Consider the following 15447-nt stretch of genomic DNA (forward strand, 5'->3'; position numbering starts at 1 on the left):
GCCTCAGTTGGTAAGCCGTTATGCTTTTTCTTGCAATGTTCTTGCAACCGTTCTCATACCAAGCGTTGTGGCACCAGCAGACCATTGGCCTCCAGCACTATTCTGGAATGAAGCAGCAAGATCAATATGCACCCAGCCTTGACCTTCGTTTGGAACAAAACGAGATAAGAAGCCTGCAGCATTAGATGCGCCTCCAAAGCCGCCACCTTTTTGTGCACGACTGTTTGCTGTATCAGCGTATGGTGATGGGCAATTATTTTGGTGCCATTTTTCAAGCGGCAGTGGCCATGCAGCCTCAAATTCCTCGCTAGCGTATTGCTGTACATCATTGACTAATGCTTTATCAAGTCCAAATAGCGCGTTGTATTCTTGGCCTACGGCGACTAACGCAGCCCCTGTCAGCGTAGCTGCATCAATGATAAGTTCAGCGCCGGTTTCACCAGCAGCCATCAAGCCATCAGCAAGTACCAAACGACCCTCGGCATCAGTATTCACGATTTCAACTGTGGTACCATTTTTATATGTAAGAATATCACCTAATTTATAAGCGTGACCTGAGATAAGGTTCTCAGCGCAGCATAAGAATAACTTAACTCGACGGTCAAAACCTCGCTGGATAGCTAAAGCTAACCCAGCTGTTACGGTCGCCGCACCGCCCATATCGCACTTCATTGTAAGCATGCCTTCGCTTGGCTTAATTGAGTAGCCGCCTGAATCAAACGTGATCCCTTTACCAACCAACGCAGCACTCACTGGTGCTTCGTCATTCCCTGTTGGATTATAGTCCAGTTCAAGCAATACAGGAGGGCGCTCACTACCGCGTCCAACTTCATGAATACCAATCCACTGCTGCTCTAATAGCGCATCACCTTTTATGATCTGGTAGCTCACATGCTCAGGAGCAAGAGACTGAATAAACTCAGCCGCTTTACCCGCCAGGCTCTCAGGGTAAATATCTTCCGCAGTGCCATTGATCATTTGGCGCATCCAAGTGGCTGATGACTGCAATGCAGCAAGTTCTTTTAAATCTGACTGATCATTATCGGCAAAAACCACACCATCTAGTGCTTTGGGTGAGACAAACCCCTGATAAAATGCCCATTGTGATTCAGTGCACCACAACTCACCCTCAAGGTGTACTTGTTTAATTCCTTGCTGAGCGATACTACGTGCCGCTTTTTGGATATTTTTTAGCGTTTCATCTTGTTGCAAATGAATTGAAGCACCGTCCTTTTCAAACGACAGGGCTGCACCCGCTGATAAATATGCGGGTTTTGCTGCTTCGCTCAGTCGTACAATAAATTTCTCTGACATTCTATTTTTCACTCTTGTGCTTATACGTGTGCTTAAGTGTACACTAGCCCTTAAATTCACCCAACTGAAAGCGACCAATGAACTTTTCTAGCCAATTACAGCAAGCCACCTTATTAAAACGCTACAAGCGCTTTCTCGTTGATCTACGTACCGCTGATGGCGAGGAATTTACCGTGCACTGTGCCAACACGGGGAGAATGACGAATTGTGCTGACCCTGGGTTTACTGCCTATTACTCAACCAGTGACAACCCCAAGCGAAAATATATGCACTCCTTAGAGCTTACCCAAGATCACGTGGGTCACTTTATTTGCGTCAACACAGCCGTGGCAAACAAAGTTGCCGTTGAAGCAATAGAGCGCGGGATAATCACGCAGTTAAACGGCTATGATACGCTGCAAACAGAAATAAAGTACGGTGCTGAAAATAGTCGCATTGATATTTTATTAAGTAGCAATGAAAATGGACAACCTCCACACTTATGCTACGTTGAAGTAAAGTCTGTAACTCTACTCGAGCAGCAGCAAGGTTTTTTTCCCGATGCTGAAACGGCAAGAGGCCAAAAGCATTTAAGAGAATTAATCCAAATAAAACAACAAGGCCACCGTGCTGTGCTACTGTTTGCGGCTCTACATACCGGAATTAAGAATGTGAGACCCGCAGCTCATATTGACCAAAAGTACGCAGCATTAATAAAAGAAGCAATCTCTCATGGGGTTGAAATTATCGCCTACCGAGCACACGTTGATGATCGCCAAGTACAATTAATTGAAGAAATTCCTTTTGACTGCGCTTGACTTTTTTCATGCCGCCCACATATAGCCGTGATAGTTTTCTCCCCCAAAAGGCTAAACTTTGAAAAAAGAGGCTGACATTCGCACTAAAAAAGTGTTTGCTAAGGGGTAAAGATTTTGCTATTTATACCCGCCGGCGAAAGCTGGGGTTATGTATTAAGGATTTAGGAGAATGGTATGCCAGACCAGAAAAAACTAGGGTTATTGGCTCAAGCCGGTGTAGAACCTTATCAAGAAAAGCCAGGCGAAGAATACATGAATGAAGCACAACGTGCTCATTTCAAAGCAATATTAGAAGCATGGCGTGCCGATCTACGTAACGAAGTAGATCGTACTAAAACACACATGCAAGATGAAGCGGCAAACTTTCCTGATCCTGTGGACCGTGCAGCGCAAGAAGAGGAGTTTTCTCTTGAACTGCGTACTCGCGACCGCGAGCGTAAGCTAATCAAGAAAATTGAGAAAACACTTCAGCTAATTGAAGATGACGACTTTGGTTTTTGCGAGTCATGCGGTATTGAAATTGGTATTCGTCGCCTTGAAGCGCGACCAACTGCCGATTTATGCGTAGATTGTAAATCTCTCGCAGAAATTAAAGAAAAACAACAAGGCAGAGGATAACCTCAGCTCTGTGTCCCCAAGCTTAAAGCAATCTGGGAGCTATCGCGGTCGATTTGCTCCCTCGCCTTCTGGGCCGCTTCATTTCGGATCTTTAGTCGCAGCGTTAGGCAGTTACTTAGATGCAAAAGCCAATCGTGGTCAGTGGCTCGTTCGTATTGAAGATATAGACACGCCAAGAGTGGTATCCGGTGCTGCCGAAAATATATTGGCAACTCTTGAAGCATACGGCCTTTATTGGGATGAAGTGGTTGTCTATCAATCTCAGCGCCACACTTTATATCAGTCTTACCTTGATGAATTAACATCCAACGAGCTTGTTTATGCGTGCCAATGCACCAGAAAACAGATTAAAGCCATGGGTGGATTTTATAATAATCATTGCCGTGATCTGAACTTAAGTCTGCAAGGTAATGCACTGCGCTTACAGCAGCGCTCTCCTGTTACCGAGTTTAATGACAAGATACAAGGTGCTGTCGTTATTCCCAATGCGATTGCCCATGAAGATTATATTACTAAACGTCGAGATGGTTTATTTGCTTATCAGCTAGTGGTTGTTGTGGACGATATTGAACAACAGATCAGTCATGTCGTACGAGGAGCCGACCTTTTAGCACCTACCGCTAGACAAATTAGTTTGTTCCAACAGCTAAACCAGTCTGTACCTGAGTATGCACATCTTCCACTTGCTGTAGCAGCTCCAGGCTTCAAATTATCAAAACAAAATCATGCACCTGCAATTGATACTCATCACCCACTCCCGACACTCCATGCCGCGCTACGGTATTTGAATGTACCTGTAGGCTCAATGGCTGACTATCAAAATATCGACGCGTTGCTAGAACATGCTGTCGATGTTTTTAACCTTTATTCCATCCCTAAAGTACAAGAAATTCAACTAAACTCATTAGAAAATGGTGAATTTGCTTTTCGCCCGCTGTTTTCAAGTACTTCAATTTAGTCTCATTTGAGTATATGATAGCGAGCCTTAAATGTGACCTGTTTTAACACCAAAGCAGGGCTTTATAACCACTAAAATCGAAAACTTGATTGCTCAGGAGACGAGTTATTATTTCCAAGCTTGTAAACTTTTGCCGCCAGTTCGTAACTGGAAAAGGCGATGAGACGGTGAAAAAGGCCAGCCCGACACCTGTGATTATTCCTCGCAGCGAGCATGGTATATCTCGTAAACAATTTAGCCCTAATGCTATCAAGGTACTGTACCGATTAAAAGATGGTGGTTACGACGCCTATTTGGTTGGTGGCTGTATCCGAGACATTATGCTCGGAATAGAACCTAAAGACTTTGATGTAGTAACGAACGCGACACCAGAGCAAATTAAAAAATTATTTCGTAACTGTCGCTTAATTGGCCGCCGCTTCCGCCTTGCACATATTGTGTTTGGCCGTGAAATTATCGAAGTGGCAACGATGCGTGGTCACCACCAAAGCGACGATTCTTGTGCAACTACCAGCCAAGCAAGCGAACATGGACAGCTCTTACGTGACAATGTTTACGGCAGCATAGAAGAAGATGCAGAGCGTCGCGACTTCACCATTAACGCGCTTTATTATTCTATTAATGATTTTACATTAAGAGACTTTGCCGGTGGTGTTAGCGACATTAAGGCACGCAAAATTGAGCTAATTGGCGATCCTGAAACGCGCTACCGTGAAGATCCCGTACGTATGCTCCGAGCTATTCGATTTGCTACAAAGCTAGGAATGGAAATAGCAACACCAACGCGCACACCGATCAAAGACTTGGCACCATTGCTGGGTCATATTCCCGCGGCACGATTATTTGAAGAAACACTCAAGCTATTTCTCAATGGCAAGGCAGAAGAGAACTTTCTGCAAATGCGTGAATACGGCTTATTTTCTCAGTTGTTTCCTGCACTCGACAAAATTTTAGCAAGGCCTGAAAGTGAATTTGAACGTCGCTTTATTCAACAAATGTTTGCCAATACGGACAGCCGTATTAACGCCAATAAAAAAGTGACCCCTGCTTTTATTTATGCAGCACTTTTATGGTTTCCAATTTTAGAGAAAAGCCATGCTTTAGCCGCAGATGGAATGAATGAATACGACGCGTTTATGCAAGCTATCAATCACATACTTGCTGATAACGCAAAGCATGTTGCGGTTCCCAAGCGATTTACTTTGGGTGCTCGCGACATTTGGCATATTCAGCAACGCTTGGATAAACGTGCGGGTCAACGTGCCTATCGCTTAAGTTTACAGCCTAGATTCAAGGCCGCTTATGACTTCTTGTTACTGCGTGTAGAAAGTGGCGAACAAGATCAATCCGACCTTGCAACATGGTGGACTGAATATCTTAAAAGCGATGTCAATGGCCAAAAAGAGATGGTGCGCAATTTAGGTAGTCAGAACAAACCAAAACGTCGCCCACGACGAAAACCAAAAAGAAAACCAAAAGAAGATTAAATGAATACTGCGTACATTGGATTGGGCGCAAACCTATCCGAACCGATGGCACAACTACAGCGAGCGCTAACTGTGCTCGCCTCTCACCCTGCTTTATCTGTTATTCATCACTCTAGTTTATATGGCTCCAAGCCTATGGGGCCTCAAGATCAGCCTGACTATGTTAATGCAGTAGCTAAGTTGGAAACATCTTTAGCTGCCGAAGCATTATTAGATGTTCTGCAACAGATAGAACTTGAACACGGGAGAGTACGAAAGTCAGAACGCTGGGGACCACGCACTCTTGATTTGGACATTCTGCTTTTCAATGAGGAAATCATTGCGAGTGAGAGGCTGGTTGTGCCACATTATGGCCTAACGAAGCGAGAGTTCGTCGTTTATCCATTATTAGAAATTGCGCCAACACTCAAACTACCAGATGGTACTACCCTTGAGTCTTTGGCAGAACAGTTACCACTTAACGGACTAACCATCCTTAATTAATTCAACCCAAGGGGTTCAATATGGCAAAAATTTCTGTATCAACACTTGCCAAAATGAAGCGTGAAGGAACAAAAATAACAGCCCTCACTGCATATGATGCAAGTTTTGCAAAGCTATTTCACGACAACGGTGTCGATGTCATCCTAGTGGGTGATTCTTTAGGTATGGTTTTACAAGGCGGTGAAGATACACTAGCAGTAACCACTGAAGATATCGCCTACCACACCCGCTGTGTAAGAGCAGGGAGTAAAGCGCTATTTGTGATAGCTGATATGCCCTTTATGAGCTATTCAGATCCACAGTCCACTTGTGAAAATGCAGCGAAGTTAATGCGTGCAGGTGCAAATATGGTAAAGCTTGAGGGTGGAGAGTGGCTATATGAAAGCATTGAAAAGCTCACACAGCAAGGTATTCCTGTATGTGGTCATTTAGGCCTAACCCCCCAGTCTGTTCATGTTTTTGGTGGTTTCAAAATCCAAGGCCGTGAAGCAGAACAAGCACAAAAGATGGTCGATGATGCAAAAGCACTAGAACGTGCAGGTGCTCAAATGATCGTGATTGAATGTGTACCTTCAGCACTAGCAAAGCGTATCACTGATGCAGTCTCGATCCCGGTCATCGGTATTGGTGCAGGAAAAGAAACTGATGGCCAAATCCTAGTGATGCATGACTTGGTTGGTATTTCTGCTGGATATATTCCTAAATTTTCAAAAAACTTTTTACTAGAGACAGGTAACATGCCAGATGCCGTTAAGAAGTTTTGTACCGATGTACAATCGGGTGAATTTCCGGCAGCTGAGCACGAGTTTAATTAATATCAACCAGCTTAATTAAACGATCTATTTTGAGGCGAGGAGATCTTGTCGATAACATGGCTAGCGCGCCTACTATCGCCAGGGCTCCTATATCTATACATGCAGGCAAAAATTTTGCTACTTAATTGTTCTAAATAAAAAACTGTTAATGTAGTAGGTACCTAATTTTTTTCCTCAAACTGAGCGGATATTAAGATAAAATGATATAACTTGCGGTGTGCACTATTCACCGCTCACCCCCAATTCCAGCCCAATATTGAATTGGTACATTTATTTTTAAGTTAGAGTACAACATGCAATCAGTTACTGAAATAAAGTCTCTTCGAAGCCAAGTTAAAGCGTGGCGCCAACAAGGGTTAAGTATCGCTTTCGTACCTACAATGGGTAACCTTCATCGAGGTCACTTCTTTTTGGTAGAAAAAGCAAAAACACTCGCAGATAAAGTTGTCGTTAGCATCTTTGTTAATCCAATGCAATTTGGTGCGAATGAAGATCTTGATAGCTACCCTCGTACGTTAGAACAAGATAAACAGGGACTTGCAGAACTAGAAACCGATATTTTGTTTACCCCAAGCGTTGATACTATTTATCCCAGCGGACTGGAAGCACAAAGCTTTGTTGACGTCCCCGGTGTGTCTGAAGGTCATTGCGGTGGTGCGCGCCCTGGCCATTTTCGTGGCGTTGCGACAGTTGTCACTAAGCTATTTAATTTAGTCCAGCCAGATTTCGCCTGTTTTGGTGAGAAAGACTTTCAGCAATTACAAGTCATCAAAACAATGGTCAAAGATCTCTCTATTCCAGTTGAAGTCATCGGAGTGCCAACTCAAAGAGAGGTATCAGGACTTGCCATGAGCTCAAGGAATGGCTATCTCTCTGAGTCAGAAAAAGAAACGGCAAAAGTACTTTTTCAAGCACTGAAAAAGGCAGCTTCAGCACTAGAGCAAGGCGAAAAAGACTTTGATCTGATCATAAAAAATGCCACAGATATGCTACATAATGAAGGCTTAAAGTTGGACTATTTCAACATTTGTCAAAAAGATACCCTAAGACCTGCTACACTCGAAGATGATAGGCTGGTAATTCTTGCCGCTGCATTTCTTGGGAAAGTCAGGTTGATTGACAATATACAAGTTTCCCTTTAAGGACTTATGATGAAAACTGTGTTCATATTATTAGTATTAGCAACCACAATACTTGGTTGTACGAGTACACTATCACCTGAATTAAACCAATGTGCTCAACAGCACTATCAATGTGAACGCAGCTGTGAAATGCAAAATACACCAGAAACAATGTCATTACAGTTGTGTACAGATAAGTGCATTGAGCAGCATAATGCCTGTAAAATACAAGCCGAACAAATCACAAAGAGCAAGCGCTAGCTTACTCTTTGTGCTTCCTAGTTATTATTTCCCCAAGCTTTATCACCATTTCTGCTATTTTTTATTCGTAACCTTGGAATAATTTACGATACAATTTGAGTGGTCAGATGAGGTGAGTGTATCTTATACCGATTATCTTAATTAAGTGGTCTATTTTGAGGCCAGAAAATCTTGTCGATAACCAGGCAAAAATTTTGCTATTTAGTTGTTCTAAATAAGAAATTTTTAACGCTGTTAGCGTCAGATTTACGCCTTCAAATTGAGCAAGTATTAAGGCAAATTAGTATTACCCTAGTAATTGAAATTATGCGCTTGATTATCGCAGTTATGTATTGTTAGTAACTTGTTATTTCAAGTTTTTACACTAACCTCTAAGACAAAGTAATGTGAACTAAATCGGCGAATCACCCTTTATAGGTACGCATTCTTAATATGACTCTTTGCAMAGAAAATGGGAATCAATATGAAAAAATCAGCAATTGCTTTAGCGATAGCACTAGGCACAATAAGTTTCAATAGCGCTGCTGAAATCAGAATTAATGGTTTTGCCTCTATAATTGGCGGCCAAACGCTGGATAGTGATGATACACTTTTTGGTTACGATAACGATTTTGATATGGAAAATCGTAGCTTATTTGCGTTACAGCTAGCGGCTGATTTGCAAGATAACCTTAGTGCTACGGCACAAATCGTCGGCCGAGGAGCAAATGATTTTGATGCAGAGTTCGAATGGGCATATTTAACTTATACTATTTCGGATTCCGCACAGATCAGCGCTGGTAAAATGCGAATTCCGTTTTATCGATATTCTGATTTTCTGGATGTAGGTTATGCTTACCGCTGGATAAAGCCACCTCAGTCTGTCTACAACCTCAGCTTTAGTACATATAACGGGCTTAGTTACATTCATAATGCCACGTTAGGCCAGTGGGATAGCACAGTACAATTTGCATTGGGTAGCGTCGATGATGATATTATCGCAATTACTTATTCTGACGAAGCTGAGTTGAACAACACTGTAGGTGCCAACTGGACGCTTAGTCGTGATTGGTTCAGTATGCGCATGGCATATTTTGCTACAGAAGCGAGTATCAGTGCAGCAAACAGTCCAGAGCTTTCAGGGTTATTGGCGGGACTAGCTGGCTATGGTCTCACGCAGCAAGCTGAAGATTTAGCCGTCGAGAAAGACGATGCCTATTTTGCCGCATTTGGTATTTCTATTGATTACAATGATGTGTTATTTGATGCTGAATTCACACAATTCGAAGTAGACGATAGCATACTAGCAAAACAGCAACAGTATTACGCTTCTGTCGGTTATCGAATGGATGAATGGACTGTACATTTGACTTACGAACACAACAAAGATAAGAATGCAAACGACGAGTTTAATTCTGTTCCACTTACGATCACAGCACCTAATGGTGTCACAATTCCTGTTACTACAGATCCAACTAATCCAAATGCACCTTACTTACAAACGCTTGTAAATGGCGCGCTTTCGGATGCCCGAGCTGAGTCTGAAACCTGGAGTGTTGGAGCGCGATACGACTTTCATCCATCAGCGGCATTCAAAGTTGAATTAAATCAATTTGACAACCAGCTAACGGATCAAAAAGTTGAATTGTTAAGCTTCGGTATCGATTTAGTATTCTAATAGAGGTCGCACATGATTAAGAAAATTGTAGCTTTAGGTTTGCTGCTGAGCAGTCAAATAGCACTTGCTGATATCGCCGTTATTGTTAATACAGCCAACAATACAAATGTAGACGACGCTGTGATAAAAAAGCTGTATCTTGGCAAAAGCAAGTCATTTGCTGATGGCAGTAGTGCAAACCCAGTCAATCAAGATGGCAATGCGACATTTGATGAGTTCAACGACAAAGTGATCGGTAAATCAAGTTCTCAGCTAAATGCGCATTGGTCTAAGCTCGTATTTACCGGTAAAGGGACACCACCAAAAAAACTAGCTAACGACCAAGCAATCATTGAATTTGTCTCAAAAAATGCTGATGCGATAGGCTATATTGACGCAAGTAAAGTGACAGACGCGGTCAAAGTAGTTGGAAAGTACTAATGTGGGTTAAGCGATTTAACCTGAGATTTGGATAAGACATGTTCCAACTCATTGTTGCTAAATCACAGCTTAGTTTTTTACTTATCTAGCCAAAGAGTTTTAGGGAAACACCGCGTCCGCGTCCTGCTCTCGCTAAGGTATCTACATCCTGCAGACAAGGCAATTGGTATTACTCACCAATAGCGGGCTATTGGAAGTGAATTTAACGCTGTTAGCGCTAAAACTGGCCAGAATGATATTATGCCTATGAGCTTGGGTATTTTAGTTGATTAACTAACTTCTTACCCTGAGTTCAGGTTAAATAAAAAAACAGCCACTTAAGTGGCTGTTTTTTATTTTGCGGTAGTTACATTGCCTCTATACTCTAAATTTAGAGGTTGCATCTTTTAAGTTATCCGACAACACATGGAGGTTCTCAGCAACATCCTGCACTTCATTTAGCGCTTGCATAGTGTCTTGGAACGATTGGTGCATAGAAGTTACATTATTCACAACCATCGCAGCAACCGAAGTTTGTTCCTCTGTTGCTGCTGCAATCTGACCATTCATACTATTAATAGATAAAATTTGTTCGGCAATTTGCTCAATTGACTGTCCCGTTTGCGCAGCTGCTTCTGCATTATTAATGGCCATACTACTGGCACTTGTCATCGCCTTAACCGCTTGATTGGCAGCTTCTGTTAAGACATTGAGTAGTTCCCTGATCTCATTCGTTGACTTAGCAGTTCGAGAAGCCAGCTCTCTTACTTCGTCAGCAACAACCGCAAAGCCTCTCCCCTGCTCACCGGCGCGTGCCGCCTCAATTGCAGCATTGAGAGCAAGCAAGTTAGTCTGCTCAGCAATTGACGTAATAACATTAAGTATTTGTGTCACATTCTGAGTATCGTCAGCAAGCTTATTAATTGTTTCTGCCGCATGATTGATTTCTTCACTCAAAGCTTGAGATTCATTTACTGATACTTGTATTTGACGCTTACTCTGCTCAACTTCCTGCTCAGCAAGCTGAGCAGCATCAGATGCCTGTGATGCCGAGTTGGAAATATCACCAACACTTAAGCGCATCTCTTCCATTGATTGACGCACTACTTCAGCATCATGCGTTTGTTGATTAGTAGCACTTTCCGCTTTTTCCATGCCTTTAACCAAGCGACTTGAGTCCTGCATTAACGGCTCAACCACACTCATCACTTCAACAACAGCCCCTTTAAGTAGGCCTACAAACTCATTAAAGTTTATTGATACTTGGCCAATCTCATCGTGAGATCGAACATTCAAAGTAGTAGATAATGAACCCTGACCTTGAGCGAGCAACTTAAGATTTTGGGCTGCATCTTTAGCTGAGTTACCTATGCCCCGCGCGATAATAACTGCGAGTAAAATCAGCACGATTAACGAGATAACAGCCACAATTAGCATGATAGTTAGGGCGTTTGAGGAGCGAGCTTCTGTATTTTGTAACAATTCAACAAAACGGTCATTCGCATTTTCTTTGGCGGTCGTAAAATCTTTTACCAGTGCTTCATAAATTGCAGTTTTGTTTTTAGCGTCTTCTTGAATGCGACTAAAATCAGCAGTTCCATCAATCATGCCTGATGCAATTCGCTGCGCAATTTTTGCATACTGAGTAAGTTCATCTCTATTATCTGATGGTATAAACCCACTTTGGATTTCATTGATTTTCTGCAAATTATCTTGGATCTGTTGCCGGTACTCTTTTGCTTTGTCTAATAACTCAGCATCACCAAAAGTGACCGCCTGCGTGAACAGCTCATCTAAATTTTGTAATTTATTGGCATTCTCCGTTGTTAGGTTCAGGATTTTATATGTCTGCTGTTCCAGCTCATTAAGTGCCCTCTGATTAGAACTTATGGCGTTATAGTTAACAAACACGATAACCACAAAAGCGATAACCGCAACGAGCGTTATTGCATGGATCTTTTTGGTGATACTTAGATCAGCAAAAGCAGTACCTAGACTCATATATACACCTTTTGAAGTAAGACGAGTTCATTATCGACTGATTTATTATAAATTTTAACTAAATATAGAATATTTCCAGCTTTTTTGCTGCGTTAAGATGAATATTTAGACAAATTATTTAATAAGGGGACATTGAGTTGTAGCAACAWAAAATGCCGCATGAAAGCGGCATTAATAACAACAAGTACTTGGCTATTTGGTTGGGATTATAATAGTCCTAGCTTTTTCAGCTCACGCGTAGCCATTTCACTAGACATTGGCACATAGCCGTCTTTCTCTACGATTTTTTGGCCTTCTTTCGAAAGTACCATTTTTAAGAATTCGGCCTCAATCGGTGATAATTCTTTGTTTGGATGCTTGTTAACATATAGATATAAGAAACGCGACAGTGGATATTTTCCTTGAGCTACATTTTCAAGTGTAGCGTCAACATAATTCGTACCCTTTTTAGACAAAGGTACAGTACGTACACCCGAAGTTTTATAACCAATACCAGAGTAACCAATCGCGTTCACTGAAGAAGAGATAGACTGCACCACAGAAGCAGAGCCTGGTTGCTCATTTACATTATTGCGAAAATCGCCCTTACATAATGCTTTTTTCTTGAAGTACCCATATGTTCCAGACACTGAGTTACGACCATATAGCTGGATGTCTTTGGCAGCCCAATCTCCAGTCAAGCCGATATCACTCCAACGATTTGCTTGCGCTTGAGCACCACACTTACGTGTTGATGAGAAAATCGAATCTACTTGCTCAATCGTTAGACCTTCGATTGGGTTATCTTTATGTACAAATACGGCAAGTGCATCAATTGCCACACGAACTTCTGTCGGTTTATAACCATAGCGCTTTTCAAAAGCCTCAATCTCTTTTGACTTCATCTTACGACTCATTGGACCGAAGTTTGCCGTTGCTTCTGTCAATGCTGGAGGCGCAGTAGATGATCCTGCCGCTTGAATTTGGATGTTAACGTTAGGGTATATTCTTTTATACTCTTCTGCCCAAAACGTCATCATATTTGCAAGCGTATCAGAACCAACTGATGAGAAGTTTCCTGAGATACCGCTGGTTTTATTATACTCAGGTAACTTTTCATCTAATGCAGATACTTGAGTAGAAACTAATGTAGTAACGGCCACACCCATTGCGGCAACTAAGCTTTTAAATTTCATTGGGGTCACTCCAATTGTTGGTCCCAGTTATTTTACGCTGCTCATTGTGCAGCGATAAAATGACAATAAAATTACCCTTAAATTACACTTTTATGACTTTCATCATTTGTCATAAAAATGCGTTTTTGCTTTGAAAAAGAAAACCAAAATCGAGAACCTTCACCGACTTTACTCTCGATGCGAAGCGCTGAATCATGTCGAGAAAGCACATGCTTGGTAATAGCCAAACCGAGTCCTGAGCCACCAGTTTTTCTACTGCGTGCCTTATCGACACGATAAAAGCGCTCAGTGAGGCGATTGATATGTTCCGGTGCAATACCGTCACCATTGTCTATTACACAAAATGTTGGTTTTTCATCTTCAAGGTACCACCGTACATGGATCCGACCATTAGGCTTGGTATAGTGGATAGCATTAAACACTAAATTTGAGAATGCGCTACGCAATTCATCCGCCGCCCCTTTGATATCTAATGTCTGATCAATATCAAACGTTAGTGTATGTCCTTTGTCTTGGTTGAGAGACTTAGCCTCGGTGTGGATCAACTCTAACATAGCTGGAATATTGACAGCTTTATCATTATCTTGCTTCCTAGCTCCCTCGATGCGAGATAGAGAAAGTAGCTGATTGACGAGACTATCCATTCGTTTACATTGGTCTATCATGGTGCCATGAGCTTTAGCCCACATTGCTGGCGGAGGCATATTATCGCTGTCCATCATTTCTAAATAGCCAGCCATCACAGTTAAAGGCGTTCGTAGTTCATGAGAAACGTTAGCGACGAAGTCTTTGCGCATCTGCTCAAGCTGCTTTAGCCGACTCACATCCCGTGCCACCAGCATCAGCTGTTCAGCATAAGGCATAACTCGGATCTCCAATACTTGCTCATGTGCAAGTCCAGTGTCGAGCTCTAACGCTTCATCAAAACGATGCTCATTCATATACTTTACAAACTTGGGATCTCGGATAAGGTTATCTAGCCTCTGACCATGATCTGTCGGCCATTGTAATCCGAGCACTTTCAACGCGAGTTGATTACACCACACGATGCTCAAATCTTGTTGTAATACGACAACCGCATCAGGGATAGCTTCAGCGCCTTCTCGAAAGCGACGGATCAGCTCAGCTAATTCATTGCGTTTTTTACGATTTCGCTGTTGTAGCTGGTATATCCCTTCAAAAACTTGCTCCCACGCACCTTTGCCCTCAGGCGGATTGAAGCTGCGCTGGTTGATCAGCCAATCACTTAAACGATAAAGCTGCTTGTAATGCCAAACCAATAAAACAAAGGCACCAATGAAAAGAAATAGAAAAGGCGCACTGAGTAAATAACCAATAAGCGCTAAAGGTAAGAAATACAAAAACAGGCGTCTAGTTAACGCCTGCTTATCAATTACTCGATACATAAAGAAATCCATTTAGAAGCCATACAATATAGCTTCTTTTGGAGTACCAATTACAGTTTACTCGAAAAACGGTAACCTGCACCACGTACGGTTTGCACCAAACGATCATGGCCTAGAGGTGCAATCGCTTTTCGCAGCCGTCGAATATGTACATCAACAGTGCGATCTTCAACATAGACATTCGTTCCCCATACATGATCAAGCAGTTGCTCTCGGCTATAAACACGCTCGGGGTGTGTCATGAAAAAGTGTAATAATCGAAACTCTGTCGGTCCCATATCAAGCTCAGTACCAGCAGAAGTAACACGGTGGGATATCGGATCAAGGCGCAAGCCATGAACTTCTATTGCTTCTTCAAGAGAAGTGGGAGACACCCGTCGCATCACCGCTTTGATTCGAGCCATAAGCTCTTTTGGAGAGAAAGGTTTTGTCACGTAATCGTCCGCACCAACTTCCAATCCTTTCACTTTGTCTTCTTCCTCACCTCGCGCTGTAAGCATGATGATTGGGATCTGACGAGTGTACTCACTTTGCTTGAATTTTTTAGCGATTTGAATACCACTGCCCCCAGGAAGCATCCAGTCAAGCAGTACCATATCGGGGTATGGCTCTACCATGGCAGCCACCGCTGAATCATAGTCTTCAGCTTCAATTGCTTGAAAACCATTTTGTTCTAATACAAACACCAACATCTCTCTGATCGGTGCTTCATCATCAACTACAAGTACTTTACGTGACATTCCCAATGTTCTCTCGTTACCGACGTTGTTGATGTCATTATTATGACTAACTATGACAGTTTTATGAAAGTGTAACGTGTAAACTGAAAACAAGCCAAAAAAATATCTTTTTTCAGCGCAAAAAAGAATATTTTCAAAGTCATAAGTACATGTTATTAAATAAGATAATAAATTTACTTTTGAAGAATAATTATGTTTTTAAAATATGTACATTC

15 protein-coding genes are annotated in these 15447 nt (G+C 42.1%); 10 read left to right on the top strand and 5 right to left on the bottom strand.

Annotated elements, in window-relative coordinates; genetic code table 11:
• Positions 1-18 precede the first annotated feature (18 nt).
• Positions 19-1314, bottom strand: coding sequence for an aminopeptidase PepB (gene pepB / locus EAG18_RS15720; protein WP_125253320.1), 1296 nt, complete (start codon positions 1312-1314; stop codon positions 19-21).
• A 77-nt stretch (positions 1315-1391) separates the two neighbouring features.
• Here pepB and sfsA point away from each other — a divergent pair, with 77 nt between their 5' ends.
• The 10 genes from sfsA to EAG18_RS15770 all read left to right on the top strand — a co-directional run bounded on the left by sfsA (position 1392) and on the right by EAG18_RS15770 (position 9931).
• Positions 1392-2111 carry a DNA/RNA nuclease SfsA gene (sfsA, locus tag EAG18_RS15725; RefSeq protein WP_125253321.1) on the top strand — a complete coding sequence of 240 codons (720 nt, stop codon included), beginning with the start codon at positions 1392-1394 and terminating at the stop codon, positions 2109-2111.
• 174 nt (positions 2112-2285) lie between these two features.
• Positions 2286-2729 carry an RNA polymerase-binding protein DksA gene (gene dksA / locus EAG18_RS15730; protein WP_017216564.1) on the top strand — a complete coding sequence of 148 codons (444 nt, stop codon included), beginning with the start codon at positions 2286-2288 and terminating at the stop codon, positions 2727-2729.
• A gap of 10 nt (positions 2730-2739) precedes the next feature.
• Entirely contained in the window at positions 2740-3687 is a 948-nt protein-coding gene (gluQRS, locus tag EAG18_RS15735) for a tRNA glutamyl-Q(34) synthetase GluQRS (protein ID WP_125253322.1), read from the top strand.
• Positions 3688-3854: 167 nt separating this feature from the next.
• Entirely contained in the window at positions 3855-5174 is a 1320-nt protein-coding gene (gene pcnB / locus EAG18_RS15740) for a polynucleotide adenylyltransferase PcnB (protein WP_185745606.1), read from the top strand.
• The gene (folK, locus tag EAG18_RS15745; RefSeq protein ID WP_125253323.1) at positions 5175-5657 is read left to right on the top strand and encodes a 2-amino-4-hydroxy-6-hydroxymethyldihydropteridine diphosphokinase; all 483 of its coding nucleotides are present in this window, start codon (positions 5175-5177) and stop codon (positions 5655-5657) included. It begins immediately after the preceding gene.
• 20 nt (positions 5658-5677) lie between these two features.
• The gene (panB, locus tag EAG18_RS15750) at positions 5678-6472 is read left to right on the top strand and encodes a 3-methyl-2-oxobutanoate hydroxymethyltransferase (protein ID WP_125253324.1); all 795 of its coding nucleotides are present in this window, start codon (positions 5678-5680) and stop codon (positions 6470-6472) included.
• A gap of 293 nt (positions 6473-6765) precedes the next feature.
• On the top strand, positions 6766-7614 hold the full coding sequence (gene panC / locus EAG18_RS15755) for a pantoate--beta-alanine ligase (RefSeq protein ID WP_125253325.1): 849 nt from the start codon (positions 6766-6768) through the stop codon (positions 7612-7614).
• 9 nt (positions 7615-7623) lie between these two features.
• Positions 7624-7854 (top strand): hypothetical protein, encoded by a 231-nt coding sequence (locus tag EAG18_RS15760; RefSeq protein ID WP_125253326.1) that lies wholly within the window; start codon positions 7624-7626, stop codon positions 7852-7854.
• A 463-nt stretch (positions 7855-8317) separates the two neighbouring features.
• Complete coding sequence (locus EAG18_RS15765; protein WP_125253327.1) at positions 8318-9511, top strand: porin; 1194 nt, start codon at positions 8318-8320, stop codon at positions 9509-9511.
• A gap of 12 nt (positions 9512-9523) precedes the next feature.
• Positions 9524-9931 carry a phosphate ABC transporter substrate-binding protein gene (locus EAG18_RS15770; protein WP_125253328.1) on the top strand — a complete coding sequence of 136 codons (408 nt, stop codon included), beginning with the start codon at positions 9524-9526 and terminating at the stop codon, positions 9929-9931.
• A 357-nt stretch (positions 9932-10288) separates the two neighbouring features.
• Here the strand turns inward: EAG18_RS15770 and EAG18_RS15775 are convergent, their stop codons facing one another.
• From EAG18_RS15775 to phoB, 4 genes are all read right to left on the bottom strand, one after another.
• Complete coding sequence (locus EAG18_RS15775; protein WP_125253329.1) at positions 10289-11911, bottom strand: HAMP domain-containing methyl-accepting chemotaxis protein; 1623 nt, start codon at positions 11909-11911, stop codon at positions 10289-10291.
• A 206-nt stretch (positions 11912-12117) separates the two neighbouring features.
• The gene (locus EAG18_RS15780) at positions 12118-13086 is read right to left on the bottom strand and encodes a phosphate ABC transporter substrate-binding protein (RefSeq protein ID WP_125253330.1); all 969 of its coding nucleotides are present in this window, start codon (positions 13084-13086) and stop codon (positions 12118-12120) included.
• Between the two features lie 77 nt (positions 13087-13163).
• The gene (gene phoR, locus EAG18_RS15785; protein WP_125253331.1) at positions 13164-14492 is read right to left on the bottom strand and encodes a phosphate regulon sensor histidine kinase PhoR; all 1329 of its coding nucleotides are present in this window, start codon (positions 14490-14492) and stop codon (positions 13164-13166) included.
• Positions 14493-14542: 50 nt separating this feature from the next.
• Positions 14543-15232, bottom strand: a complete 690-nt coding sequence (gene phoB / locus EAG18_RS15790) for a phosphate regulon transcriptional regulator PhoB (protein WP_010378755.1) — start codon at positions 15230-15232, stop codon at positions 14543-14545.
• Positions 15233-15447: the final 215 nt, after the last annotated feature.

This window comes from Pseudoalteromonas sp. J010, assembly GCF_003934235.1.
GTDB lineage: Bacteria > Pseudomonadota > Gammaproteobacteria > Enterobacterales > Alteromonadaceae > Pseudoalteromonas > Pseudoalteromonas peptidolytica.